A 22895-nucleotide genomic window follows, 5' to 3' on the forward strand; every position below is an offset into this window, starting at 1 on the left:
AATCGGGAAAACGGTACGATCCGCGTGCGTACGACCTAAAGTCTCCTGTCGCTGCAGAAGGAACGGATCCCTTGGCGATTGCATTAACCGATACCGAACCTGTGACACTGCCCGAACCTGAGTCCGTCAAGAGCCCTCCGGCAGTCCCGACGGAGTTGCGCCCGGATATCGATCGCATCATCCGATCCGGGCAGCAGGCTGAGACCGCTCCGGGATCGGCGTGGCCCGTGTTTTCGATGTCGCTGGCCACCGGAGTGCTGCTTTGGTTGAGCTTCACGCCGCTGGACTTCGCGCCACTGGCTTGGATCGCGCTTTTTTGGTCCAGGTTCATGCCGCCGGACTTTGCTCCGCTTAACTTCGCTCCGCTGGCATGGATCGCGTTAGTGCCGCTGTGTTTGTTGCTGCGAGTTGAACGGCTTCCGAAACGAGCCTACCTGGCTGTGGGATTTGGCGCCTTCATCTGGGCGATTGCCACGTTGCAATGGATGAGACTCGGGCATGTGACCATGTACGGAGCTCTGGTTGCCTTAGCGTTTTATGTGTCGCTGTACTTTCCCGCATTCGTGGCCATCAGTAGAAAAGTGATCAAAGCCGGCTGCCCGATGTGGCTGGCTGTCCCGCTGGTCTGGACAGCGCTGGAATTCGTGCGAGCCTACCTGTTAACCGGTTTTTCGTGGTACTACCTGGCTCATTCGCAATACCGCTGGACGACGCTGGTGCAAATTTCGGATGTCACCGGAGCGTACGGTGTTTCGTTTTTGATCGCGATGGCTTCCGGCGTGATAGCGGCATGTCTGCCTGCGGGGCTGCTGGTTCGCCTGCGGCTGGCGCCTTCTGTTGATACGACAAGCAGCAGTTCATCACGCGGTCAGCGAGTGGCGGTTGCCTGCGTGATCGCGGCAGTGGCTGGCAGTTGCTTTTACGGAATGAACAGAATTCAACCCGTCGACTCGGCAGGTGATGGGCCGGTCGTTTCCGTCGTACAGGGCAATTTTACGCCGGAACTGAAGCACGATCCGACCAAGTCAACAAAGATGTGGCTGGATCACAATTTGTTGTCTCGACTTGCGTCGCAGCACCGGCCGGACCTGATTGTCTGGCCGGAAACCATGTTTCCCGAACACGATGTCGTGATTGCCGACGATGTCACGGACGACGATCTGACAGGCAACCTGACGATGCCCGGCCGTGCCAGCAACAGCGCTTTAGCACAGGACATTATCGCAAGGTGGCGAAGTCAGCGAGCGCGTGACCTATTGAAAAACATCAGCCAGGAAACGGGCACGGCCATGTTGATTGGTCTGATTACCGAAGTCATCGAAAAGGACAAGCGCAGCGTTTATAATTCGGCGGCTTTCGTGCGCCCGGACCTGGGCTACATGGGCCGCTACGACAAAATTCATCGTGTCCTGTTTGGTGAGTACCTTCCCTTTAAAGAAACTCTGCCGTGGCTGGTGCGACTTACCCCATTTCCGCCGGACTACGGAATTGCGGCCGGCAGTCAGCCGAAGGCTTTCGACTACGCGAAGGCTTCGTTCGCTCCGATTATCTGCTTCGAAGACACGGTTCCTCAGCTGGTACGTCGCGTCGTCAACACCGAAGGCGAATCCGGCGCTATGCCTGACGTGCTGATCAACATGACGAATGATGCGTGGTTTCGAGGCTCCAGCGAACTGGATCAGCATCTGATCACGGCGACGTTTCGCTGCATCGAAACGCGACGGCCGATGGTGCGAGCCGTCAATGCTGGAGTTTCGGCATTCATCGATTCGTCAGGACGCATCCGGCAACCGGAAACGTTTCTAGTTGTCCCCGAAGCTGACGATGGTGCGTTTGATAAGCCCGTGCAGGTGGAATCGCTGATCAACCCTGAGACCGGCCGTCGCTATCGGCAGTGTTCTGCCGTGATGACGGCTCAGGTACCGCTGGACGGTCGTTCGACGGTCTATCTGAAATACGGCGACTGGTTTGCGATCTTGTGCAGCCTTCTGGTATTGGTGGGAATTGCAGTTGGAATGCGAAAACCTTCAGTTGCTAATGCCCACGCAAATTCTTGAAAGCTGTTCGCCATGAGATCAATCTTCAACGCAGCCGTCGTTCGTACATTCACCTGCGTCGCGTTTGGCCTGCTGTTCGTCGGCTGTGTAGACTCCGCTGGTCCATCGGCCAACCCGCCTCGGCCGCCAAAGAAGGCCGAAGCTCCGGTTGCTGGCCGGCCCAAAACGACCGACGACATTGGCGAATTTAATCCGGACGACGGTAAAGAAACCGTTGATTCCAAAGTGAAAATCAGCAACCCCATCACAGGCGCGCTGGAAGCCTATGGTCCTCTAAAGCAACAAGCGGCTGAGCTGGGAGTGACCAAAGCGGTGCAGCTATTTCACGCTTTGGAAGGTCGGTACCCAAAGGATCATGATGAATTCATGACCAGAATCATCAAAGAAAACCATATCCGCCTGCCGGTGCTCGGTGCCGGCAAGAAGTACGAGTACGACGTCGCGAATCACGAACTTGTTGTCGTGCGCGACACAGGCAAAAAGTAACCGGCGAACGAATTGCGGCGCACAGGATTCCCGGGCAAATTGCGAAGTGCGGGACGGAGCCTAACTGGACAGCGCCACCTTTGGTCATTGGGCCGTACTTTTTTGGTAGCCCGAAGTGTAAGCGAGGGATTCGTCGCAACTCGATCCCTCGCTCACACTTCGGGTTACCATCCGCACCAACGTGGCGCTGTCCAGCTAAGCTGCCTTCGATAGATTCTCATTCTCAGTCTCAGTCACGACTGGCCGCACGGCATCGTCTGGATACTGGCCAACCTTCCCGATCAAGTCTGCCACTGATTCGTCGCCGCGAATTAACCGCTGCCCAATCAGGTCCAGGCGGTCCATTTCGAGTTGTATTTTCTCCGTGAACTCGGCAATTTCTTCACGAGAAATATCGGGCGGCACAAAGATCGGTTGTCCGGCCAGCAGCAGCAGGCGAGAGAACGGCTTGGGAATCAACATGTCCGACCAGCCGCCGGGCACGGACCAATAATTGGTGCCGGTAATTGTCGATGGCACGACGGGCCGTCCGGTGCGAGACGCGATGTACACGATGCCGTCTTTCATGACTCGTCGAGGTCCCCGTGGACCATCCGGCGTGATGCAGACGTGCAGGTCAGGGCGGTCGATCAGTTGCCGAGTTGCCTGGGCACCCCCGCGGCTGGCGGAACCTCGCACCGGCGTGATGCCCACCATTTTGATGGCGTGAGTCAGGTAGGTACCGTCCTGGTGGCGACTGATCAGGCCAGACAGCTTGAATGTCTTCCGCGAAAACAGAGCCGCGACGATGACGTCGTGCCACATACAAAAGCAGTATCGCAGCGTTCCGGTGGTGCGAGCGTAAGGTGTACCATCTTCGACCGCTTTTCGATGGTCGATGCGAACGGTCAGAAACAGTGCCCGCAGCATCCATGTGGCCACTCGAGCGATCATCCAGTTCACGTACGGATTTCGAATCTTCATGACGGCATCCTTGCCGGAGGTCAACAAAATGGAGCGTGCCGAATTTCAGCAGCTACGCAGCATACGTCAACCGCCCGGTTTCTGGAATCTCAGGATTTCGGCAGCGATTTCGCACGCGAAGCTGAGCAGAAAGCCAATTTGGCTTGTGATGCGGGAGACGATCTGCGAAGAATTGAGATCGGCGGAATTTCCTCCGTCGCCTGTCACCTGGTAGAAGTAGAGTCGTCATGAAATTCGTGCTTGCACTGTTGTCCTTCGCATTCATTTTGGTACCGGCTTTCGCGTTCGCTCAATCAAAGTTGCCGGCGCTGACGAGTGTCCTGGTGGACAGCACTTTGGACGGCGAAAAACAAAATGTGTTGTACTGGGCTCCAGAGACGGCTCGCACGCAGCCAACGCCGCTGTTCGTGTTTCTGCATTCATGGAGCGGCAACTACAAGCAGGACAACAGCAAGTGGCAACAGCAAGCGATGGAACGAGGATGGATCTACGTGCATCCCGACTTCCGAGGTGCCAATAGCTCGCCCAAGGCATGCGGTTCGAAGTATGCTCGACAGGACGTGCTCGACGCGATGGACTGGGCTTGCGAAAAATTCAACGTCGATCGCTCACGAATCCATCTCGCCGGGGTGTCCGGCGGTGGACACATGGCAATGCTGATGGCCGGCCACCATCCGGACCGGTTCACATCTGTGTCGGCATGGGTCGGAATCAGCGACCTCGCCGAATGGTATCGCTTTCATGTGAAGGACGGCGAACCGCAGAACTACGCAAAAATGATTCTGAAATGTTTCGGCGCACCGCCCGGCAGCAGTCCGGAAGTGGACGCAGATTATCGCGACCGGTCGCCACTGTTCCATATCCACAATTTGGGAGACCTGCCGATTGATATCTACGCTGGCGTCAACGATGGTCACACCGGCTCGGTTCCTGTCCGTCACTCGCTAACTGCGTTTAACGAAATCGCAAAGGTTCGCAAGACGGCGCCTGTTACCGAAGAGGAAATGGAACAACTGTGGACCGACCGGCGTCTCAAGAACCCTCAACCGTCCGATCAAAAGCCGGACGAACTGCTGGGCCGCGACATCCTGTTGCGCCGGACGTCAGTCCACGCGCGAGTCACCATTTTCGAAGGCGGCCACGAAAGTCTGCCATCCGCCGCCTGTGATTGGCTGGCGAGACACGGCGGCAAGTGAAGACAGCAGCGCGGATGCTGAATCGCACTGGTGCTTTCTTTATTCTGCTGACGGCAACTGCAGACCGAAATATTCGTGAATAAATGCCTTCCGGTCGTCTTCCGACTGCACGTACTGCACCAGCGCGTACAGCTTCTTCTGATCGCGCAAGAGCTTGGCTGCCAGGCGTTCTTCGTCGGCCAGATTCTCAGGCATCGGGCCGGTGACCTCAACGTTGGCGAGATCAATTTCATCTTCAATCACGCCATAGCGCTGCAGCATTGCCAGACTGGTTTCGACGCGTCGATCATGCCGTTGCCGATCGCATAAGCGTTCCCGCAGCCAGTCGATTCCGAACGCTCGAATCTGTTCGGTTTCATTCTTCAGGTGATCGTAAACTCGCTGATAAAAATCGGCGTCCGGGTTACTCCATCGCAGAAATTCCATCTGAGTATTCAAGTCCCGCTGGTCGTACAGCAAAACACATTCGGCCGGTTCGCCGTCGCGGCCCGCTCGCCCGATTTCCTGGTAGTACGATTCCATCGAACCCGGCACGTCGGCGTGAATCACAAACCGAATGTCTTCCTTGTCGACTCCCATGCCAAACGCATTTGTCGCCAGCACCAGGCGATTGCGCCCGTTCATGAAGTCATCCTGAATGGACTTGCGCTCGCGCCGTTCCAGGCCCCCGTGGTAGCACACATGCTTGACGCCGTCCGCGCGGAGGCGGTCGCTGAATTCTTCCAGTGTGCGAATCAGCGTGAAGTAGACAATTCCGCTGCCGGTCGATTTCGGTGTCAGCCAGCGGTCGAAGATGACCTTCATGGCATCCAGTTTTTCATCGCCGTCCCACACGTCCATCACCTTCAGGTCCAGGTTTGGACGATCGATCCCTTCGTGAAACAGGCGAATATCGTCCGGTTGCAGGCCAAGTTGTTTTACGATGTCGGCCTGTACTTCCGGCGTTGCGGTGGCGGTGAGTGCGATCGTGGTGGGGTTGCCCATAATGGCTCGCAGATCGGACAGTCGCGTGTAGTCCGGGCGGAAGTCGTGGCCCCATTCGCTGATGCAATGAGCTTCATCGACGGCCAGCAGCTTGACTTCGCGGCTGGCGATGACGTCCAGAAATTCCTGCTTCCGAAATCGTTCCGGAGTCACGTACAGCAGCGAGTACCGTCCATCGGCCACCGCCTGATAGCGGTTCTCACGTTCATGTTTTCGCAGCGACGAATTGATGAACGTCGCCTTGATGCCTTTGGCCTGCAACGAATCTACCTGGTCCTTCATCAGCGCGATCAGCGGCGACAGAACCAATGTTATTGGCGGCTTATCGCTTTTTGGAGCATCCGCCGCGATCGCCAGCGCCGGAATCTGATAGCACAGCGACTTGCCCATGCCCGTCGGCATGATCACCAGCGCATGCGAACCGCTTAGCACGTGTTCGATAATCTGCTGCTGAGGGCCTCGAAAGGTATCGAAGCCGAAGTGAGTTTTCAGGATGTTCGGCGGAGTAGCAGTGGTCATTAATGAGTCAGTTGATTGGCAAAGACGGGCTTACAATGAATTCCGAACTGTAGCGAATTGAAGATGGCAACTGTGAGTAAGTTTAATTTTGAACCACAGAAGGCACTGAAAACACGGAACTGTTTCGTCCAGGCTTTCTTCGAGCTTTCTGTGTGAACTCCAGGTCTTCCGTCTTCGCCGCCTGGCGTGCGTCGAAATTCAAAAGTCGCCACATCCCAAATGCGACAAACGGCGCGACCAGAAGGACTTCCGCCGCCTTGACCGCAGCCTCATCACGCTTCGATCGGCCCTTGTTCGCGCGCCTTTTTGTATCGCTCACGCCATTCGGGAGAATTGTTGTTGGGGACAAGCCGAGTGTCCGCGCCGGCGGCGAAGTACGGATACTTGCCTTCATTGGCGGCCGTCAACATGAAGTTCACTTTTCCGTTGCTCGCCGTGTACATGCGTTTGCCGTCGGCCCATGTGGTTTCAATCAGTCGATGCGGTTCCGGGCGAGATTTGGGTCGGTCTACTTTCAGGCGTTCAACCGTGTCCCAGTTCACTTCGTAACCAATACCCGGTTTGTCGGGCACTGCTGCGAGACCATTCTGAAGTGTGATTGGTTCCTGCAGCAGATCGTCCTCAAACAGTTGGTGACAGTTTACTGCTGGCCACCGAGCCTGCCGCAACACTCCGCCAAAATGCAGCGAATACGCGGCCGTCAAGCCGGCGCCCACCAGTTGCAGCCAAAACGGCATTTGCACTTCGCCGCAGAACCGTCCTGCCGCGGTAAGCGAGCTGGCTCCGCCGCCCGCGACAAAGCCATCGCAACAGCCGGATTCCACCACCAGTCGCGGCTTCGGGCTGCCGTAGTGCATCGCAATTTGAACGCGTGTGTTTTGGACGATCTTTTGGTTGCCGGGAATGTCCGACTGCGGAATCGGCGATTCATAAATGTCAACCTGCGGATACTTCGCCAGGCGTCTCAGGATGCTCATTCCCTTCTCGGCGGTCAGCAACGTATCGTTGAAGTCCATGTCGATTTTAAATTCGGCCGGAAGGGCGCGCGTGGCGGTTTCGAGCTGTTCAAAAATGTCGAACCAGGGTCGGCCTTTGGTTTTGTAAGAAACGTAGCCAAGCTTCCGGGCTTCCTGACATTCCGATGCCATGTCGGCGGCGGACGTGTCGATATTCCACCAGCTTAGCGGCGTGGTGCTGTGAACCTGCCTTCCCATCAATGCATGCACGGGCACTTCTGCGGTGCGGCCGACGGCGTCAAACAACGCCATCTGCAAACCGGCTCCCAGAGTGTCGTCCCACATCACTTCGATCGCGCTTTTGCCGACGATTCGCTTTACATCTGTTTCCGACGGGACGCCCCACGTGTAGTACAGCAATGTTTCGCCGACGCCCGTCTGGCCTGATTTCAACTTTACTCTGCACAATTCGATGTAGCGCCAATGAGGCAGTTCGCGGTCCATGTTGCGGCGCGGTGTTTCGCGGTATTCCAGCTTCACCGTTGTGCGGTCGACGCTGACGACTTCAAACTGTCGATCATTGACAACAGAACCGTTCGCCATAATCGACTGGCGCGTAAAACCTGTGAGTGCACCCACAGATGCCAGTGTTGCGGTTCGCTTTAGAAAGCTGCGTCGATTCGTCATCATGAGCGTACGTTACCCTTCAAAAAACACGGACACAAAAATCAATGCGACCCGAAGACCGGCTTCTGCTGCACAAACATACTCGACGTGAATTTCGAACACGAATGGACAGCGGCGAATTGCGAGCCTGCATCATTCCCATCGCTGCCATCGAACAGCACCTCGAACACCTCGCGATGGAACACGACTGGCGAAGTGCCAATTATATCGCGCTGCGAGTCGCAGAGAAACTATCGCCGCATGTCGTTGTCGCTCAGGGTGTCATGGCGGGAATCAGCGAGCACCATATGAAGCACGTCGGTACTCTCACGCTCACGCCAGCCACGTTTCTGGCTGTGCTGGGTGACCTGATCGACAGTGTCGTGAGAGCCGGTTTCGAAAATGTGCTCGTGCTAAACGGACACGGCGGCAACATCGTGCCGTGTCGAGCCGTTTGGGATCAGTTGCTCCGAAAGTTTCAGGTCAATCTGCAGTTTCTGCCCTACTGGGACGTGCTGACCGAAGCCGATGCCAACGAACTGCAATCAAAGAGCATCCCCGGCCACGCTCAGGAATTCGAAACCGCGTTCGCCCTGGCCGCCTTCCCGGAAAACGTAAGAAGCGAAGCAGTAGCCGACCAGCCCGACCCCGCTCCGGCCATGGCGACGGCAGAAAACGGCCAGCTTCTCATCGATCGAACGGTCGACCGAGTGGCCGACTATCTGCAGGAGATGCTGGACCGAAAACGAACTGCCGAAGTGCCCGCGTTTTTCGAATGACGCACGCAACAACCGCGACGCATGTGATAACCATAAATTGCGAGCGCGTAGCTGTGCCGAGGTTTGCTATGCGTCCACCTTCCACCCGGCTTTTTCAAACAGCGGAACGTAGATGGACGGCAGCCAAAGGCGGTCTTCCGAATTCGGCACGGAAAAATAGTTGTGCGGATGAATCAGTCGATCGGAATCAGATGTCAGGTCGATCACGTAGCGACTGGGCAATTCGCGACGTGACAAAAAGCGAAGTTCAAACGGTTCCAGCAACAGCGGATCCATCGCGTCGAAGATGCCGACGTGGTTCGCGCGAGCTCGTTTCACATGGCCGCGAGCCATCACTAATTCGGAATCCGATTCCGCCATCTGCTTCGCTTTGCCCGGCGGAATGACGGCCTGCATGATGGAATCCGGGCGGTCCCACGGATTGACGTTGGGCCAAATGAAATACGGAAACGCCAGGCCCCGCTGCAACAAGCGCATGTTGTAGGTCGGGGGGCGTCGAGTCGGCTTGTCGCGATCCGGCTGATCACGATTAATTAAGCACAGGAACCGGCCGAAGCCGTCCATGATCTCAAACCCGAAGTTCATGTAGTAACCGAACGAATCCAGATCCTGTCCCATGATCCTCATATCGTCCGTCACCACCTGACGGAACCCGTCGGTCGCTTTGGTGGCATGTTCGAAATGGCTGGTGCCCGGTTGGCCCACAACCTTTGACTGAATCAGAGTTCGCAGTTCGGCTGGAACCATCGTTTTGTACGCGCCCCACTTCTCGTCAAACGGCGACGACAGAAACTGATTCCATTCGTCCTTCTGCAGGTCCACGAACCTGAGTGTCGGGCCCGGAAAGGCGAAGCTGACTTCCGGCGTATCGATGCCCAGCAAACGTACGGCGACGTTTCCCTTCGGGCTGACGTTAAGAGTATCGCCGTCATGAACCTGCTGCCGAACGCTGCCTGGCTTACCATAGTAAATGCCAGGCGTCGCCAGGCCGGTGGTGCGGTTGTTTACGGAATCTGTGCGAATGGCCTTGGGCATGCTGGTAAGTCCATCGGGGAAAGACAGCATGGTAGAATATGCGTTCGATAGACTCCAGTAGCGCCAGGAAAGACCGGATGCATCCGCTCTTGTGGCGTATTGGATCTCGTCGGAAAACGCGAGCTCCGTTCGAATCGCAGCAACTCAGGCGAGTCCCACTACGATTCGCGTTGTCCTAACTGGACAGCGCCATGTTGGTGCGAATGGTAACCCGAAGTGTAAGCGAGGGATTCGTCGCATCTCGATCCATCGCTTACACATCGGGTTACCGAAACCACGGCCCGATGACCAAAGGAGGCGCTGTTCAGCTAAGTTGTCCCAACCAGTAGCGCACAAAAAAAGACCCGGTCCAAAACTGAACCGAGTCTTCTTGATTTCCCTGGGAGGTCGACCGCCTCGCGGCGTTGCGTTTGCGGTCTGTGTGCCCCGTATGACTGTCACGCCCGCAGGCGTGAACAGCTTATGTCAGGTAGTTGCCGACAGTCTGGAACTTGCTGTTTGCAGCGCTACCGATGGTAGAAACAGCGGCAAGGCAGACAACGATGATCAGAGCCAGCATAACTGCGTACTCAACTGCAGTCGGGCCGTCTTCAGATACCAGGAACTTCTTCACACTGTTTGCGAATTTCAACATCTCGAATAACCCCTCAGGTTAAGTCCGTAACAATCGGACAAATAGTTTTGCAGTGAGAAGACTCATCTCACCAACCCAAATCGCAACCTCGCATGCCGCAAGGAAGACTCTCATTACGATTAAGTCACCGACAATGTGTTTCGCCGTCAGGCCGGTGGGCCGAGTAGCGAAGCGGTTGTCTCAGTGACCTGACACAAAACTAGGTCGGCAAATTGGGCTGTCAAATTCTTTTGGAGAAAAGATTCGGATTGGCGTGAGCGGCGCGAAATCAAACAATAACTAAGAACCCCTAACAAAAGCTGTGTGGCCGCGTTGTGACGACAGTGGTCGAGATGCAAGGAAAAGTGACGAGGCGACAGATGTCGTCGAGGAGCGCTGACGCCGCAGATCGGCTGCTGTCGTCGCAACCCTCCGGGCCGCTTGTGGTTCCGCCTCAGGCGGCGGCGTTCGTCGTCGACGACAATTGTCGCCTCCTCCTCACTTCTTGCCTGAAACGAAACCACAAACGTCGCGGCTCACACAGGTTTTGTTAGGGGTTCTATGTCGTTGACCCTTGTGGAATTGGGTGACATGTGTGTGGCCAGGGTCGGAACGAGTAACGAGTGAAACCCCGGCGTTTCCTTCGCCCTGCACTGCACGACGAATCGAAGGCGGCATGACAATCGTTACAGTCATGCCACAACGATCGATTCCGGCAGAGACGTCAAAGCGATTCACAATGGTTTCGGTCCAGCGCAACCTGCTACTAGTGGCCGCCAGCTCCGAACCAAACGCACCAAGATCGCTAGCTTCAGTGGCAAAGTCATTGCTGGCGATTGGCCCCGAATGGCGGCACGCTTATCCCGTTTGCGGCAGGTCCAGCACGTGAGCGAACCGGTCGAGCACCAGCTTTTTCAGGTCCGCGAATTCGGGCGAATCGAAATCGCCCGTGCGGACGAGGTCATACGCCATTCGTCGAGCGACCTGCAGCACGGCGATATCTTTAATCGGATTGCCAACACGCAACGGCAGCGACCCGCTTTGCCGCGTTCCCAGAACATCGCCCGGTCCACGCAATTCCGCATCACGCTCGGCCAGCTTAAAACCGTCGGACGATTCTTCCATCGCGATTAGCCGATCGTTGGCTTCCGGAGTGTCACTTTCTGACATCAGAAAACAGTAGCCCTGATAGCTGCCTCGACAAATTCGACCGCGAAGCTGGTGCAACTGAGCCAGGCCGAAACGTTCGGCCTGCTGCACTACCATGATCGTCGCGTTGGGTACGTTGACGCCCACTTCAATCACCGTGGTGCTCACCAGCACATCGATTTCGCGGTCTCGAAAACGGTCCATCACGTCGTGCCGAGTCTGTCGGTCCATCCGCCCATGCAGCAGGCCGACTTTCAAATGAGACAGCTCGCCACGCTGCAGATTGCTGAACACCGTTTCGGCCGCCGCGTCGTCTTCTTCCGACTGACCTTCCACTCGCGGGCACACAACATACGCCTGTCGTCCCTTGCTGACCTGCTTCCGCACGAACTCCCACGCGCGAGTCGTCTGGTCCGGCGTTTGGACGCGGCTGGTAATCACCTTTTGCCGTCCCGGCGGCAGTTCGCGAATGGTCGAAATGTCCAGGTCACCAAACCGCGTTAAACACAGACTGCGCGGAATCGGCGTGGCGGTCATGACCAGCACGTGAGGCTGTCTGGGCGGCGACAGAGCTTCAGCGATCGCTTCCGGTGATGCGGGTTCGCTGCTTTCGCCCCCTTCGCTGTTGCCAAACGCGGCCCGTTGTCGCACTCCAAAGCGATGCTGCTCGTCGATCACCGCCAACGCAAGGTCGCGAAACTTCACGGATTCCTGAATCACGGCCTGAGTTCCCACGACCAGCTGACAGTCGCCCGACGCGATGTCCGCCAAAAGCTGCCGACGTTCGGCGGCGGGCAACCCGCCAACAAGAAAGCCGCGTTTCACCCGACTGTTGACCAGGATTTCTTCGAAGGTTTGCCAATGTTGAGTCGCCAGCACTTCCGTCGGAGCCATCAACACGGCCTGATAGCCACTCGCCACCGCCGACAGCATCGCATACACCGCGATCGCCGTTTTGCCAGCTCCCACGTCCGCCTGCAACAGACGATGCATCGGCTGCGACTGTTCCAGATCTTTCGCCAACTCCTTCACCACGACGTCCTGCCCGTTGGTGAACCGGAAATCAAACAGCCGTCGAATTCTCGCATCAACTTTCGCCGTCATAGCAATTGCTCGTGCCTTCGAATTAGTGCCCCAAAAACGACGCCTCAGCGCGAGCCCCAGTTGGAATTCGAAAAAGTCGTCCAGAATCAACCGATGCCGACCAGCGTCGAATTGCTTTTGTGAAGTTGGCGTGTGCAGAAACTTTAACGCCGTCGGAAGGTCCGGCAGATTATGATGCTTGCGAAAGTACTCCGGCAGCGGTTCCGGTACGAGGTGAGCGTAGCCTTCTACGGCGGCTTTAGTCATCCGCCGCATCGCATCCATTTTGATGCCGTCGGTCAGCGGGTAACGCGGCAGAACGCCCACCACGCTGCCAACGTCTTCCGATTCTTCCTCACTGGTGATCCAGTGAATCCGCGGGTTTCCAAATTCCCACCGACCCGATTTGCGCTGTGGCTTGCCGCTGAAGATGACGTGGTCGTCGTCCCGAAACTTCTTCAGCATCCACGGCTGGTTAAACCACGTGCCTCGCACAAACTGACCATCGCATTCCAGCAACACACCAACCAGCACACGCCCCTTCGACAGGTTGCGGGTGTCGCGATCAACCACGCGACCATGCACCGATTGTTCGACGTCTTTTTCAAGTTTGTGAGCCGGTCGTAAATCACTGAAGTCATTCACGCTGTGAGGCACATGCCACAGCAAATCCAGCACCGTATGAATGCCCAGCTTCGCGAGCAATGCGGCCCGATCCGGCCCCGCGCCCGCTAGAAACTGGACCGGAGTGGCCAGCGGGTCCTGCGACGAACTAATTTCCTGAGCCGTGTTTTGTGAAGAAGTACGTTCCGACATGCGAGCGGTCTGAATTATCCGAGCGGTCAAGCGCCCCGCACGTCACGCGTCATTCCACGAGGTCACAAAGCGGCAGTGTAGCCGTTTCGCCGTCCGCAATCTGCGCAGAATCTCGCCACGCGAATGCTCGCCCGCGGTCAAAGATTTCCGAGCCACACGGCATTGGCCCCGGTTGTCTGCACTCTGTCTGCCTTGAGATTGACCTGCGAAAGCAGCCACAGAATCGTCTTCCGGCCACCACAAGTGCGCTGAGGATGTTAATCGTTTTCCGCGACTATGCCCGGCTCGCATTTCTGTGACGGATTTCCAGCACGCCACTTCGCACGATACAGTCGCGGCACGGCAAGAAGTGCGCGTGAGCCGCGACGCCTGTGCGAGCGACTCAGCGTGCTGTTATTCTCACATCAGAACTCAATGCAGCGTGCAAGGGCGTTCAATGGAAGGCACATGATGCAAGTCCACCTCAGAATCCTGTTCAATCTATTCGCATGGGATGCCGTCGCCTCCCTGCTGGACCTACCCTCAGCTCAACGTCTCGCAACTCGCGATGGGCAGTCTGAATTCTCAGATCGGCCAAACACGTCCCGTTAATTGTGACCGGAACGATCCGGCATGATGTCGAGCGGGCTCTTAACGGCGAGGCCAGGTTTGTTCATGACGTGCAGATACTTCATGGTTGTCCGCACATCCTTGTGGCCGAGTAACTCCTGCACCGTGCGAATGTCGGCGCCGTCTTCCAGCAGGTGAGTCGCAAAGCTATGGCGCAACGAATGAGGAACTGCGTTTTTCACAATCTTTGATCGCTTCAAATGCTTCTTGAACTCCCCGGAAAAATAGTCTTCGCACACGTGATGTCGACGCCGCTCGCCACTGACCGGGTCGACGGAATGCTGTCGAGCCGGAAACACCCACTGCCACGCAGGTTCCGCGTTGGCATTCGGATACTTACGCTCCAGCGCGTGAGGCAACCAGACGCGGCCCCGTCCCTGTTCCAGGTCTTCATTGTGCTGATACAACGTGCGAGTAATCTGCTGCTGCAACAATTCACGACAAGCATTGGGCAGCACAGTGATGCGATCCTGATCGCCTTTCGCATTCCGCACCACAATGTGCCCTTCGTCAAAACACACGTCCTTCACACGCAGCCGACGACATTCCAAATGCCGCAACCCGGCCCCGTACATCACCAGAAACATCAACTGCTTCAATCCGGAAAACAGCGGCCTCAGCCGGGAAACTTCCTCCCGACTAAAAACGACCGGCAAACGTTCTGCCTTGCCTGCCGGAACGACGTCCAGAAAACCAATTCTCTGCGCAAACACCTTTTGGTACAGAAACAGAAGAGAACTCTTCGCCTGATTCAGTGTGCTGGGAGCCACATCTCCTTCCACCACCAGCGAACTCAAAAACTGTCGAATGGCAGACTCTGGAGGCAGCGCGGCGGCCGAATCATCCGCCAAACCTGCAGCCGCCGTGGAATGCCCGACCAGAAACCGCTTGATCCAGCCCACATACGCCAGTTCCGTCCGCCGCAGCAATCCGCTAAGTCGAGCTTCCCGACGAACCTTCTGCAGCATCGCCGGTTCCTCAGGATCGATCCTGCCGACCAGGCCCGCAGTTTCATTGGCTGACAACGGTTGGTCTGTGCCCAGCAGTTTCTGCTGACCGGCGAATCGACTTAGCGTGGTGACCACTCCCTGCAGTTCAGCAATCGGCTGCTGCAATACGTCCTGGTGGTAAATCTCTATCGCCTGCACCGCTTGCAGTCGCTGCCACGCCGGAGTGCCCTGAGTTTTCACCTGCTGCAAAAAACGAATCACAATCGCCTTGTCAACGTCGGCCGGCAGCAGTTCATTCTCATACAGGAACTCGCGAAACCGCAGAATCCACTTCACGAACCAACTCCGCTCGTCCCGCGAATATTTCCCTGCCTCCAGCACCTCTTCAAACTTCTGAACACTCACCGCGCGACTCCTCACAAAACGTCGAATATGGCAGGAGTCTACGATTTCAGTTTTTATTTCCAAGTCACCAGGCGAGTGTTGCAATTGTGGATAAAACCTGAGAAGCTGGAGTCAGTTGGGCAGAAGCCCGGCAATAAGATTTTAGACCCAGCAAACGCCGGGTGAATTATTGATCGTTAGCCAGCAAAGTCCGCATGGCCACGGATCCACCAAAACTGCCCGAGCCGTACAAAGAGGCGTGCACCGCCTATTCGGCAATCCTCCGCGCTCAGTTCCGACTTTGGACGAGCTCAATGGGCGTTGCGGCACTTCTACTGGTGAACGCTTACAGCGCGTCGAACAAGCCGAATATCCAACTGCCTTTCAGTCTTGGCGAAGTCTCTCCGTTAACATTCTTTGCCATTTCCACATTCATCCTGTCATCACTTTGGTTTGCACAGTTAATTCAATACTGCCATTCCTTCCGCGCCCACGAAGTTGTAGAGCGGCTCGCCAGACATTACGCGGACACAGTCGTTGCGCCGGCCGTCAATGATGAAACACAGGATCTTAAGCTATTGCCGTATCACGAGATTTTTCATGCCTCGGGGCCGGCTCACTTTGAGCCGATACTCGATGCGTGGGAGGCCAAAGACTGGGTGCGCAGGTTTATCGGCACGCCACTTAAGGCACTCATGTCGGTTGTGTGCAGCGGACTCGCCGTATTCGCAATTTTCAAGGGAGTCCATAGCCTGTATGCACTAGCCGTTCCTGGTCAACTTCCGTTGTTTCTTATAGTCGCAGTCCCCGCGGTGACCGTCGGTTCTTGCAGCATCATTAGTTTCTTCATCCTTGAAGTCCCACGGTTCTATGCGAAGCTCTGGCACAATCGTGCTGGCTAACCATGGGTTGCACCGGAGCCGGGCTTGCGGGCGTTTTCTGATGGTTAACTTTTCCCTCCCGGCCCGGTGAACCCGATCGTTAGCCCTCAATCTCTTAGACAAAGATTCCACAATGATCAAAGACGATTCCGATCCTGATATTGATGTCTTCCATTCCCCCGTCAAAGACATTGATGGCAAATATTTCACAATCGGTGTGTTCACAAAACCTGAAGGACCACCATCTTTAATCACATCTGATATCGACGGTAAAGATCATGTCCGAGTGTTTCTAACTCAAGACTCAGCCACTACTTTTACGTCTAGCAGCAAGTCGGGCCTTCAACTCATCGGGTGGGATTCCTTGGTCCCACTTGCCCTCCAAATGGAGAGTTGCAGCACAAAAATCCCATTCATCTATCTTGAGCAAGCCGGTGACGGAGTCACTAAATTCGAGTCCGTGTCTATCGATGACCTCTTGAAATAAAGGTTGTGTTGGATCTGGTACCGTGATACGGAATTCATCGTCGTTCTCCGGTTCATCTAAATCGTCTCGTATTGGCACAAATGTTCCTAATGCCACCGCTTTTCTAACTGGCTCTCGTAAATCCATATTTATTCTCCATGCAGCCCAGAGCTACCAGACTGGCTAACTAATGAGCGTTTGACTTCGCGGCGATGGTAGTTGGCGGGTTGGTCGCGGGGTTGATGTTGTTGTTTGAGTTGGTGGCGATGCAGGTTGGTCGAGCCGAAGCTCAAACGCTTTGTTCAAGGAGCCCGGCTGGGTGCGAAAGGCTGAGTTTTTCTGCTTCGTTTCGTGCAGAATTTACTCACCGCGCAGCGTTAAGAGACTCGGTTGCTCCACGGTTACGTGATCGATTGGCTCAGGCGTCCTGTCGTTTCGACAGGCTTCGAAGACTCGGCTTCGTTCGGTGTGACAACGTCATCATCCGGAATCGAGATACGGCAGCGGGTGTTCGTACAGGACTCGGCCGACGTGATCGGTGATCATCACCAGATGCAGGTCACCGCCGCATTCACGACACACCATCGGCCGCTTCGGTGGTTCTTCCGCAACGGCTCGCTTCGCCAGGATGTAACACATGCCCAGGTAGAAACACGCCAGCATCCGCACATAGTCGATACTCAGCGAACTGTGTGAGTGCAAAAAACCGTAGTAGCGGATTCTGTGAAAGTTCGGCGGCAACACGTGCTGCAAAAAGCCTCTCACAAACTCCTGCCCCGAAACTTTGCGACGCTTCGAAAACTTCTTCCCCGACGGCGTGTAGCGATAGGTCACGTGAGTCTCATTCATCGACTCGATGCGGTTGTTACTGATCGCCACACGGTAAACGTACGGAGCCAGATACTTCAGCACGCCGCGTCCGTCGCCCACCGCTTCGACATCCATCACCCACGGCCGAGTCCACGCACGCGGATCAGCGGCCAGAAATTCGTCCTCAATCCCCGCCGCTCGAACCGCATCGCGAAACTTCGCGGGGAAGACTGTGGACGCGGCCTTCTCCGGCAGCAGAAAATTCGGCGGACACTGCTGCCAGCCGGGCGGTCCCGGCGGACCATGGCGTGGCGAGCCGCTTGACCTGGTGCGTTTCATGCGCCGAGGCGTGGCCGTTGGCTCCTGCGAACCATCTTCCGAAACACCACCGCCGGGCACCACGAAATGCACGTGCGGATTGTAGACCGTGAAGTCTCGCCCCCACGTGTGCAGAACTCCGAAGAAGCCCATCCGCTTCGTGCCAACGAACCGCTTTCCAGACGCCAGTTCGTGAATCGTCTGACTGCCACAGTCGAACAACGCTCGATAGCACACGTCCTGGTGAGCGCGCACGACCTTCCGCAGCGCTTCGGGCACTGTGAAGGTGACCATAAAGTAGGGCACCGGCAGCAATTCGGACAGACGATCGGCGAGCCACTTCTGCGTCTTGTCAGACTGGCAGTTCGGGCAGTGTCGGTTGTTGCAACTGCGTCCCACCCAGTGAGTTCGCTGGCAGTCGCCGCAGTCGTATCGCAGATGGCCCAGTTCTCCGGTGCGACACTTTGATATGAAACTCAGCACGCGCTTGTGCTGCAACGGCATGCGTTCGCCGAACTGTTTCAGATAGTCGTCCCCGTGCTGCCGCAATACGTCGGCAACGGTCGGCATCTATCGCGGCTTGCGATTTCGGTGCGGATCGTTGTCAGGACCGATAGGTGGTTCGCCGGGCGGCGGAAACATGTTGTCGAACAATGTTCCCGCGTCGGCGATATCGTCGTGAGTCTTGCGACCGTCTTCTTCCTTCGGATCCGTCAGATGCAGGTAGACCAGCGTCGTCTGCAGGTTCTTATGGCCAAGGAACTTCTGAATCCAGCGCAGCGACACGCCGGCCTCAAACAGATGCGTGGCGATGCTGTGCCGCAGCGTGTGGATCGAAACCTGCTTGGTGAAGCCGAGCTCGCTGACCACATCCTTGATGCAGCCTTGCACGGTCGACGGATCCATCGGCCGCGACGTCGTCGGGCCCTCTTTCTTCGTGCGTCCGATCTGCGGAAACAGCAGCGTTGGATTGCGATGCGTCTTCCAGTAACTGCGCAGCACATGCAGCGTCGAATGCGGCAACGTCACGAAGCGATCCTTCGCGCCCTTGCCACGATGCACATGCACCAGCATGCGTTCGGCATCGATGTCGCCGATCTGCAGACTCAGCGCTTCGCTCATCCGCAGGCCGAGCGTATAGGTGGCCCAGAAGTAGGCTCGATTGCGCGGCTGCCGCACGGCGGCGATCAGTCGGTGAACTTCGTCGATGGACAGCACATCCGGCAGCGTTTTCTGTTTCGGAATACGCAGCTTCGTGAGCACTTTCCAGTCACGCGGTTCGGTGTACTTGTAGAAGAATTTGAGCCCACTGTAAGCGACTCGCAGCGAACCCGGAGCGAACTCGCAGTCGTTGATCAGGTACAACAGATAGTCGGCGACCTGTTGTTCGGAAAGCTGATCCGGCGGCGTGTGGTAATGACCGGCCAGCTTGCGAACTTCGCGAAGGTAGCCATCATGAGTCCGTTGCGCCATACCCCGCAACTGCAGATCCTGCGACATCCGTTCGCGGAGCGACTTCGTGGGTTGGTTGTTACTGCGTTGTTCGTCCGAGTTGCTGTTGTTCCCGTTCTGTGAAGAATGATCGTGTGACATGAAATGGTCTCCCTGAAAGTGAAAGAAACAATCAGAAAGACATGGCACAAGATTTCACTACATTCGCAAATCAGACTCCATTAGAAAATACCCCGCCGCGCAGCGGCTCACTTGAACAAAACGGTGCACCCGAGCGGCGAAGTCGGGCGTTTTCAAATGGACAATCTCTCGTCGCCGCCGGGTGATTGGTGACGTTCTACGGACTAAACACATTGATTGAGAACTCGCTGTCCCCATGCAACGTTACGACAGCCAGCGGTTTACCATGCAGCAACACGGTGTAGCCGCCACGAAACACAACCGTTTCTCCGATTTTCTGAAACCCTGCCACCGTAATGGAAGGACATCGCCGGAGAGCCAGTCGCCACAATGCCGCATCAATTGCGACATCCCTTGCGGACGCACCGTCCGTAGAACAATCGCATGCAGCGGAGCACTCAGCATCGCTTTTCGTGTCTGTCATTGTCTTCCTTTCGTGCCGCGCTGATGCTGGCCGTTATGCAGCAATCATGTTCGTCTTGGCAACAACCTACACGCCTCGCCCTGGGCTGATTGGGTTCTCGTCCGCCTTCGCATTCATTGCTGTGTCTTTGCTGGCGTACGTGGTACGAGTGGTTCCTGATCGACAAAAGGAGGGGCTTACCATTCTGGCTCCCTACCTTCTCCTGTTTATTCCGCTCGGCTTCTCCCTCAACACTCGATTTCTGGATATTCAGCACCACGTTGCACTGTTCATCTATTTCGCCTCAGCGTTTGGGTTCTCGCTTCACAACTTTACTTTTCCCCATCGGGCCAACTATGTTACTGGAGTAATCTCTGGATTCTTAACGGGCCTGCTGCTAACGTTCATCGGTGCGTCCTACGCATTCGCCTCTGGACCGATCAATACCGATAATGACACCGCGTTCTGGCTGTTACATGTTGCATTCATTCTGTTGTGGTTCGCTTTCTCAACTATTGTGTTCGCACGCCAATCCTCAGCCGCTGGTTCAATAAAGGACCGCGACGGAGATGCATAACTAATGAGCGTTTGACTTCGCGGCGATGGTAGTTGGCGGGTTGGTCGCGGGGTTGATGTTGTTGTTTGAGTTGGTGGCGATGCAGGTTGGTCGAGCCGAAGCTCAAACGCTTTGTTCAAGGAGCCCGGCTGGGTGCGAAAGGCTGAGTTTTTCTGCTTCGTTTCGTGCAGAATTTACTCACCGCGCAGCGTTAAGAGACTCGGTTGCTCCACGGTTACGTGATCGATTGGCTCAGGCGTCCTGTCGTTTCGACAGGCTTCGAAGACTCGGCTTCGTTCGGTGTGACAACGTCATCATCCGGAATCGAGATACGGCAGCGGGTGTTCGTACAGGACTCGGCCGACGTGATCGGTGATCATCACCAGATGCAGGTCACCGCCGCATTCACGACACACCATCGGCCGCTTCGGTGGTTCTTCCGCAACGGCTCGCTTCGCCAGGATGTAACACATGCCCAGGTAGAAACACGCCAGCATCCGCACATAGTCGATACTCAGCGAACTGTGTGAGTGCAAAAAACCGTAGTAGCGGATTCTGTGAAAGTTCGGCGGCAACACGTGCTGCAAAAAGCCTCTCACAAACTCCTGCCCCGAAACTTTGCGACGCTTCGAAAACTTCTTCCCCGACGGCGTGTAGCGATAGGTCACGTGAGTCTCATTCATCGACTCGATGCGGTTGTTACTGATCGCCACACGGTAAACGTACGGAGCCAGATACTTCAGCACGCCGCGTCCGTCGCCCACCGCTTCGACATCCATCACCCACGGCCGAGTCCACGCACGCGGATCAGCGGCCAGAAATTCGTCCTCAATCCCCGCCGCTCGAACCGCATCGCGAAACTTCGCGGGGAAGACTGTGGACGCGGCCTTCTCCGGCAGCAGAAAATTCGGCGGACACTGCTGCCAGCCGGGCGGTCCCGGCGGACCATGGCGTGGCGAGCCGCTTGACCTGGTGCGTTTCATGCGCCGAGGCGTGGCCGTTGGCTCCTGCGAACCATCTTCCGAAACACCACCGCCGGGCACCACGAAATGCACGTGCGGATTGTAGACCGTGAAGTCTCGCCCCCACGTGTGCAGAACTCCGAAGAAGCCCATCCGCTTCGTGCCAACGAACCGCTTTCCAGACGCCAGTTCGTGAATCGTCTGACTGCCACAGTCGAACAACGCTCGATAGCACACGTCCTGGTGAGCGCGCACGACCTTCCGCAGCGCTTCGGGCACTGTGAAGGTGACCATAAAGTAGGGCACCGGCAGCAATTCGGACAGACGATCGGCGAGCCACTTCTGCGTCTTGTCAGACTGGCAGTTCGGGCAGTGTCGGTTGTTGCAACTGCGTCCCACCCAGTGAGTTCGCTGGCAGTCGCCGCAGTCGTATCGCAGATGGCCCAGTTCTCCGGTGCGACACTTTGATATGAAACTCAGCACGCGCTTGTGCTGCAACGGCATGCGTTCGCCGAACTGTTTCAGATAGTCGTCCCCGTGCTGCCGCAATACGTCGGCAACGGTCGGCATCTATCGCGGCTTGCGATTTCGGTGCGGATCGTTGTCAGGACCGATAGGTGGTTCGCCGGGCGGCGGAAACATGTTGTCGAACAATGTTCCCGCGTCGGCGATATCGTCGTGAGTCTTGCGACCGTCTTCTTCCTTCGGATCCGTCAGATGCAGGTAGACCAGCGTCGTCTGCAGGTTCTTATGGCCAAGGAACTTCTGAATCCAGCGCAGCGACACGCCGGCCTCAAACAGATGCGTGGCGATGCTGTGCCGCAGCGTGTGGATCGAAACCTGCTTGGTGAAGCCGAGCTCGCTGACCACATCCTTGATGCAGCCTTGCACGGTCGACGGATCCATCGGCCGCGACGTCGTCGGGCCCTCTTTCTTCGTGCGTCCGATCTGCGGAAACAGCAGCGTTGGATTGCGATGCGTCTTCCAGTAACTGCGCAGCACATGCAGCGTCGAATGCGGCAACGTCACGAAGCGATCCTTCGCGCCCTTGCCACGATGCACATGCACCAGCATGCGTTCGGCATCGATGTCGCCGATCTGCAGACTCAGCGCTTCGCTCATCCGCAGGCCGAGCGTATAGGTGGCCCAGAAGTAGGCTCGATTGCGCGGCTGCCGCACGGCGGCGATCAGTCGGTGAACTTCGTCGATGGACAGCACATCCGGCAGCGTTTTCTGTTTCGGAATACGCAGCTTCGTGAGCACTTTCCAGTCACGCGGTTCGGTGTACTTGTAGAAGAATTTGAGCCCACTGTAAGCGACTCGCAGCGAACCCGGAGCGAACTCGCAGTCGTTGATCAGGTACAACAGATAGTCGGCGACCTGTTGTTCGGAAAGCTGATCCGGCGGCGTGTGGTAATGACCGGCCAGCTTGCGAACTTCGCGAAGGTAGCCATCATGAGTCCGTTGCGCCATACCCCGCAACTGCAGATCCTGCGACATCCGTTCGCGGAGCGACTTCGTGGGTTGGTTGTTACTGCGTTGTTCGTCCGAGTTGCTGTTGTTCCCGTTCTGTGAAGAATGATCGTGTGACATGAAATGGTCTCCCTGAAAGTGAAAGAAAC

19 protein-coding genes are annotated in these 22895 nt (G+C 56.4%); 6 read left to right on the forward strand and 13 right to left on the reverse strand.

The window, feature by feature from the left end:
- The first annotated feature begins 71 nt into the window (after window positions 1-71).
- Together lnt and Fuma_RS03945 are read left to right on the forward strand one after the other, a co-directional pair.
- Window positions 72-2057: an apolipoprotein N-acyltransferase gene (gene lnt / locus Fuma_RS03940; RefSeq protein WP_077022997.1), complete on the forward strand. Its 1986-nt coding sequence runs from the start codon at window positions 72-74 to the stop codon at window positions 2055-2057.
- 12 nt (window positions 2058-2069) lie between these two features.
- The gene (locus Fuma_RS03945) at window positions 2070-2543 is read left to right on the forward strand and encodes a hypothetical protein (RefSeq protein ID WP_077022998.1); all 474 of its coding nucleotides are present in this window, start codon (window positions 2070-2072) and stop codon (window positions 2541-2543) included.
- 195 nt (window positions 2544-2738) lie between these two features.
- On the opposite strand, the gene Fuma_RS03950 is transcribed toward Fuma_RS03945, so the two are convergent.
- Window positions 2739-3506, reverse strand: coding sequence for a lysophospholipid acyltransferase family protein (locus Fuma_RS03950; protein ID WP_145943959.1), 768 nt, complete (start codon window positions 3504-3506; stop codon window positions 2739-2741).
- A 227-nt stretch (window positions 3507-3733) separates the two neighbouring features.
- On the opposite strand from Fuma_RS03950, the gene Fuma_RS03960 reads away from it, so the two are divergent.
- On the forward strand, window positions 3734-4702 hold the full coding sequence (locus Fuma_RS03960; RefSeq protein ID WP_077023001.1) for an alpha/beta hydrolase family protein: 969 nt from the start codon (window positions 3734-3736) through the stop codon (window positions 4700-4702).
- A 39-nt stretch (window positions 4703-4741) separates the two neighbouring features.
- Here the strand turns inward: Fuma_RS03960 and Fuma_RS03965 are convergent, their stop codons facing one another.
- Together Fuma_RS03965 and Fuma_RS03975 are read right to left on the reverse strand one after the other, a co-directional pair.
- On the reverse strand, window positions 4742-6205 hold the full coding sequence (locus Fuma_RS03965; RefSeq protein ID WP_077023002.1) for a RecQ family ATP-dependent DNA helicase: 1464 nt from the start codon (window positions 6203-6205) through the stop codon (window positions 4742-4744).
- 272 nt (window positions 6206-6477) lie between these two features.
- Window positions 6478-7851 (reverse strand): mandelate racemase/muconate lactonizing enzyme family protein, encoded by a 1374-nt coding sequence (locus Fuma_RS03975; protein ID WP_077023004.1) that lies wholly within the window; start codon window positions 7849-7851, stop codon window positions 6478-6480.
- A 41-nt stretch (window positions 7852-7892) separates the two neighbouring features.
- Here Fuma_RS03975 and Fuma_RS03980 point away from each other — a divergent pair, with 41 nt between their 5' ends.
- The gene (locus Fuma_RS03980) at window positions 7893-8606 is read left to right on the forward strand and encodes a creatininase family protein (RefSeq protein WP_077023005.1); all 714 of its coding nucleotides are present in this window, start codon (window positions 7893-7895) and stop codon (window positions 8604-8606) included.
- A 66-nt stretch (window positions 8607-8672) separates the two neighbouring features.
- Here the strand turns inward: Fuma_RS03980 and Fuma_RS03985 are convergent, their stop codons facing one another.
- From Fuma_RS03985 to Fuma_RS04000, 4 genes are all read right to left on the reverse strand, one after another.
- A complete protein-coding gene (locus tag Fuma_RS03985; protein WP_077023006.1) occupies window positions 8673-9671 on the reverse strand; it encodes a hypothetical protein in 999 nt (332 codons plus the stop codon).
- A 430-nt stretch (window positions 9672-10101) separates the two neighbouring features.
- A complete protein-coding gene (locus Fuma_RS03990; RefSeq protein ID WP_077023007.1) occupies window positions 10102-10275 on the reverse strand; it encodes a Flp family type IVb pilin in 174 nt (57 codons plus the stop codon).
- An 837-nt stretch (window positions 10276-11112) separates the two neighbouring features.
- On the reverse strand, window positions 11113-13302 hold the full coding sequence (gene recG / locus Fuma_RS03995) for an ATP-dependent DNA helicase RecG (RefSeq protein ID WP_077028087.1): 2190 nt from the start codon (window positions 13300-13302) through the stop codon (window positions 11113-11115).
- 587 nt (window positions 13303-13889) lie between these two features.
- Window positions 13890-15266 carry an integron integrase gene (locus Fuma_RS04000; RefSeq protein WP_218922387.1) on the reverse strand — a complete coding sequence of 459 codons (1377 nt, stop codon included), beginning with the start codon at window positions 15264-15266 and terminating at the stop codon, window positions 13890-13892.
- Between the two features lie 194 nt (window positions 15267-15460).
- Between Fuma_RS04000 and Fuma_RS04005 the strand changes: the two genes are divergently transcribed.
- On the forward strand, window positions 15461-16147 hold the full coding sequence (locus Fuma_RS04005) for a hypothetical protein (RefSeq protein WP_077023008.1): 687 nt from the start codon (window positions 15461-15463) through the stop codon (window positions 16145-16147).
- Between the two features lie 283 nt (window positions 16148-16430).
- Here Fuma_RS04005 and Fuma_RS34740 read toward each other — a convergent pair whose 3' ends face one another.
- The 4 genes from Fuma_RS34740 to Fuma_RS04025 all read right to left on the reverse strand — a co-directional run bounded on the left by Fuma_RS34740 (window position 16431) and on the right by Fuma_RS04025 (window position 19776).
- A complete protein-coding gene (locus Fuma_RS34740) occupies window positions 16431-16739 on the reverse strand; it encodes a hypothetical protein (protein WP_145943961.1) in 309 nt (102 codons plus the stop codon).
- Window positions 16740-17072: 333 nt separating this feature from the next.
- The gene (locus Fuma_RS04015) at window positions 17073-18290 is read right to left on the reverse strand and encodes an IS91 family transposase (protein ID WP_077023010.1); all 1218 of its coding nucleotides are present in this window, start codon (window positions 18288-18290) and stop codon (window positions 17073-17075) included.
- Entirely contained in the window at window positions 18291-19313 is a 1023-nt protein-coding gene (locus tag Fuma_RS04020; RefSeq protein ID WP_077023011.1) for a site-specific integrase, read from the reverse strand.
- Window positions 19314-19509: 196 nt separating this feature from the next.
- On the reverse strand, window positions 19510-19776 hold the full coding sequence (locus tag Fuma_RS04025) for a hypothetical protein (protein ID WP_077023012.1): 267 nt from the start codon (window positions 19774-19776) through the stop codon (window positions 19510-19512).
- Between Fuma_RS04025 and Fuma_RS04030 the strand changes: the two genes are divergently transcribed.
- Window positions 19766-20332 carry a hypothetical protein gene (locus Fuma_RS04030; RefSeq protein WP_145943963.1) on the forward strand — a complete coding sequence of 189 codons (567 nt, stop codon included), beginning with the start codon at window positions 19766-19768 and terminating at the stop codon, window positions 20330-20332. The two genes, Fuma_RS04025 and Fuma_RS04030, sit on opposite strands and share 11 nt — an antisense overlap.
- 293 nt (window positions 20333-20625) lie before the next feature.
- On the opposite strand, the gene Fuma_RS04035 is transcribed toward Fuma_RS04030, so the two are convergent.
- A complete protein-coding gene (locus tag Fuma_RS04035; RefSeq protein ID WP_077023010.1) occupies window positions 20626-21843 on the reverse strand; it encodes an IS91 family transposase in 1218 nt (405 codons plus the stop codon).
- Entirely contained in the window at window positions 21844-22866 is a 1023-nt protein-coding gene (locus Fuma_RS04040; protein ID WP_077023011.1) for a site-specific integrase, read from the reverse strand.
- Window positions 22867-22895: the final 29 nt, after the last annotated feature.

Origin of the sequence: Fuerstiella marisgermanici (genome assembly GCF_001983935.1) — a bacterium.
Classification (GTDB): domain Bacteria; phylum Planctomycetota; class Planctomycetia; order Planctomycetales; family Planctomycetaceae; genus Fuerstiella; species Fuerstiella marisgermanici.

Excerpts from the sequence above, each read along its gene's own strand:
- Fuma_RS03945 (WP_077022998.1), top strand. The coding sequence starts at position 2,070 with ATGAGATCAATCTTCAACGCAGCCGTCGTTCGTACATTCACCTGCGTC.
- Fuma_RS03950 (WP_145943959.1), bottom strand. The coding sequence starts at position 3,506 with ATGAAGATTCGAAATCCGTACGTGAACTGGATGATCGCTCGAGTGGCC.
- Fuma_RS03960 (WP_077023001.1), top strand. The coding sequence starts at position 3,734 with ATGAAATTCGTGCTTGCACTGTTGTCCTTCGCATTCATTTTGGTACCG.
- Fuma_RS03965 (WP_077023002.1), bottom strand. The coding sequence starts at position 6,205 with ATGACCACTGCTACTCCGCCGAACATCCTGAAAACTCACTTCGGCTTC.
- Fuma_RS03975 (WP_077023004.1), bottom strand. The coding sequence starts at position 7,851 with ATGATGACGAATCGACGCAGCTTTCTAAAGCGAACCGCAACACTGGCA.
- Fuma_RS03980 (WP_077023005.1), top strand. The coding sequence starts at position 7,893 with ATGCGACCCGAAGACCGGCTTCTGCTGCACAAACATACTCGACGTGAA.
- Fuma_RS03985 (WP_077023006.1), bottom strand. The coding sequence starts at position 9,671 with ATGCTGTCTTTCCCCGATGGACTTACCAGCATGCCCAAGGCCATTCGC.
- Fuma_RS03990 (WP_077023007.1), bottom strand. The coding sequence starts at position 10,275 with ATGTTGAAATTCGCAAACAGTGTGAAGAAGTTCCTGGTATCTGAAGAC.
- recG (WP_077028087.1), bottom strand. The coding sequence starts at position 13,302 with ATGTCGGAACGTACTTCTTCACAAAACACGGCTCAGGAAATTAGTTCG.
- Fuma_RS04005 (WP_077023008.1), top strand. The coding sequence starts at position 15,461 with ATGGCCACGGATCCACCAAAACTGCCCGAGCCGTACAAAGAGGCGTGC.
- Fuma_RS34740 (WP_145943961.1), bottom strand. The coding sequence starts at position 16,739 with ATGGATTTACGAGAGCCAGTTAGAAAAGCGGTGGCATTAGGAACATTT.
- Fuma_RS04015 (WP_077023010.1), bottom strand. The coding sequence starts at position 18,290 with ATGCCGACCGTTGCCGACGTATTGCGGCAGCACGGGGACGACTATCTG.
- Fuma_RS04020 (WP_077023011.1), bottom strand. The coding sequence starts at position 19,313 with ATGTCACACGATCATTCTTCACAGAACGGGAACAACAGCAACTCGGAC.
- Fuma_RS04025 (WP_077023012.1), bottom strand. The coding sequence starts at position 19,776 with ATGACAGACACGAAAAGCGATGCTGAGTGCTCCGCTGCATGCGATTGT.
- Fuma_RS04035 (WP_077023010.1), bottom strand. The coding sequence starts at position 21,843 with ATGCCGACCGTTGCCGACGTATTGCGGCAGCACGGGGACGACTATCTG.
- Fuma_RS04040 (WP_077023011.1), bottom strand. The coding sequence starts at position 22,866 with ATGTCACACGATCATTCTTCACAGAACGGGAACAACAGCAACTCGGAC.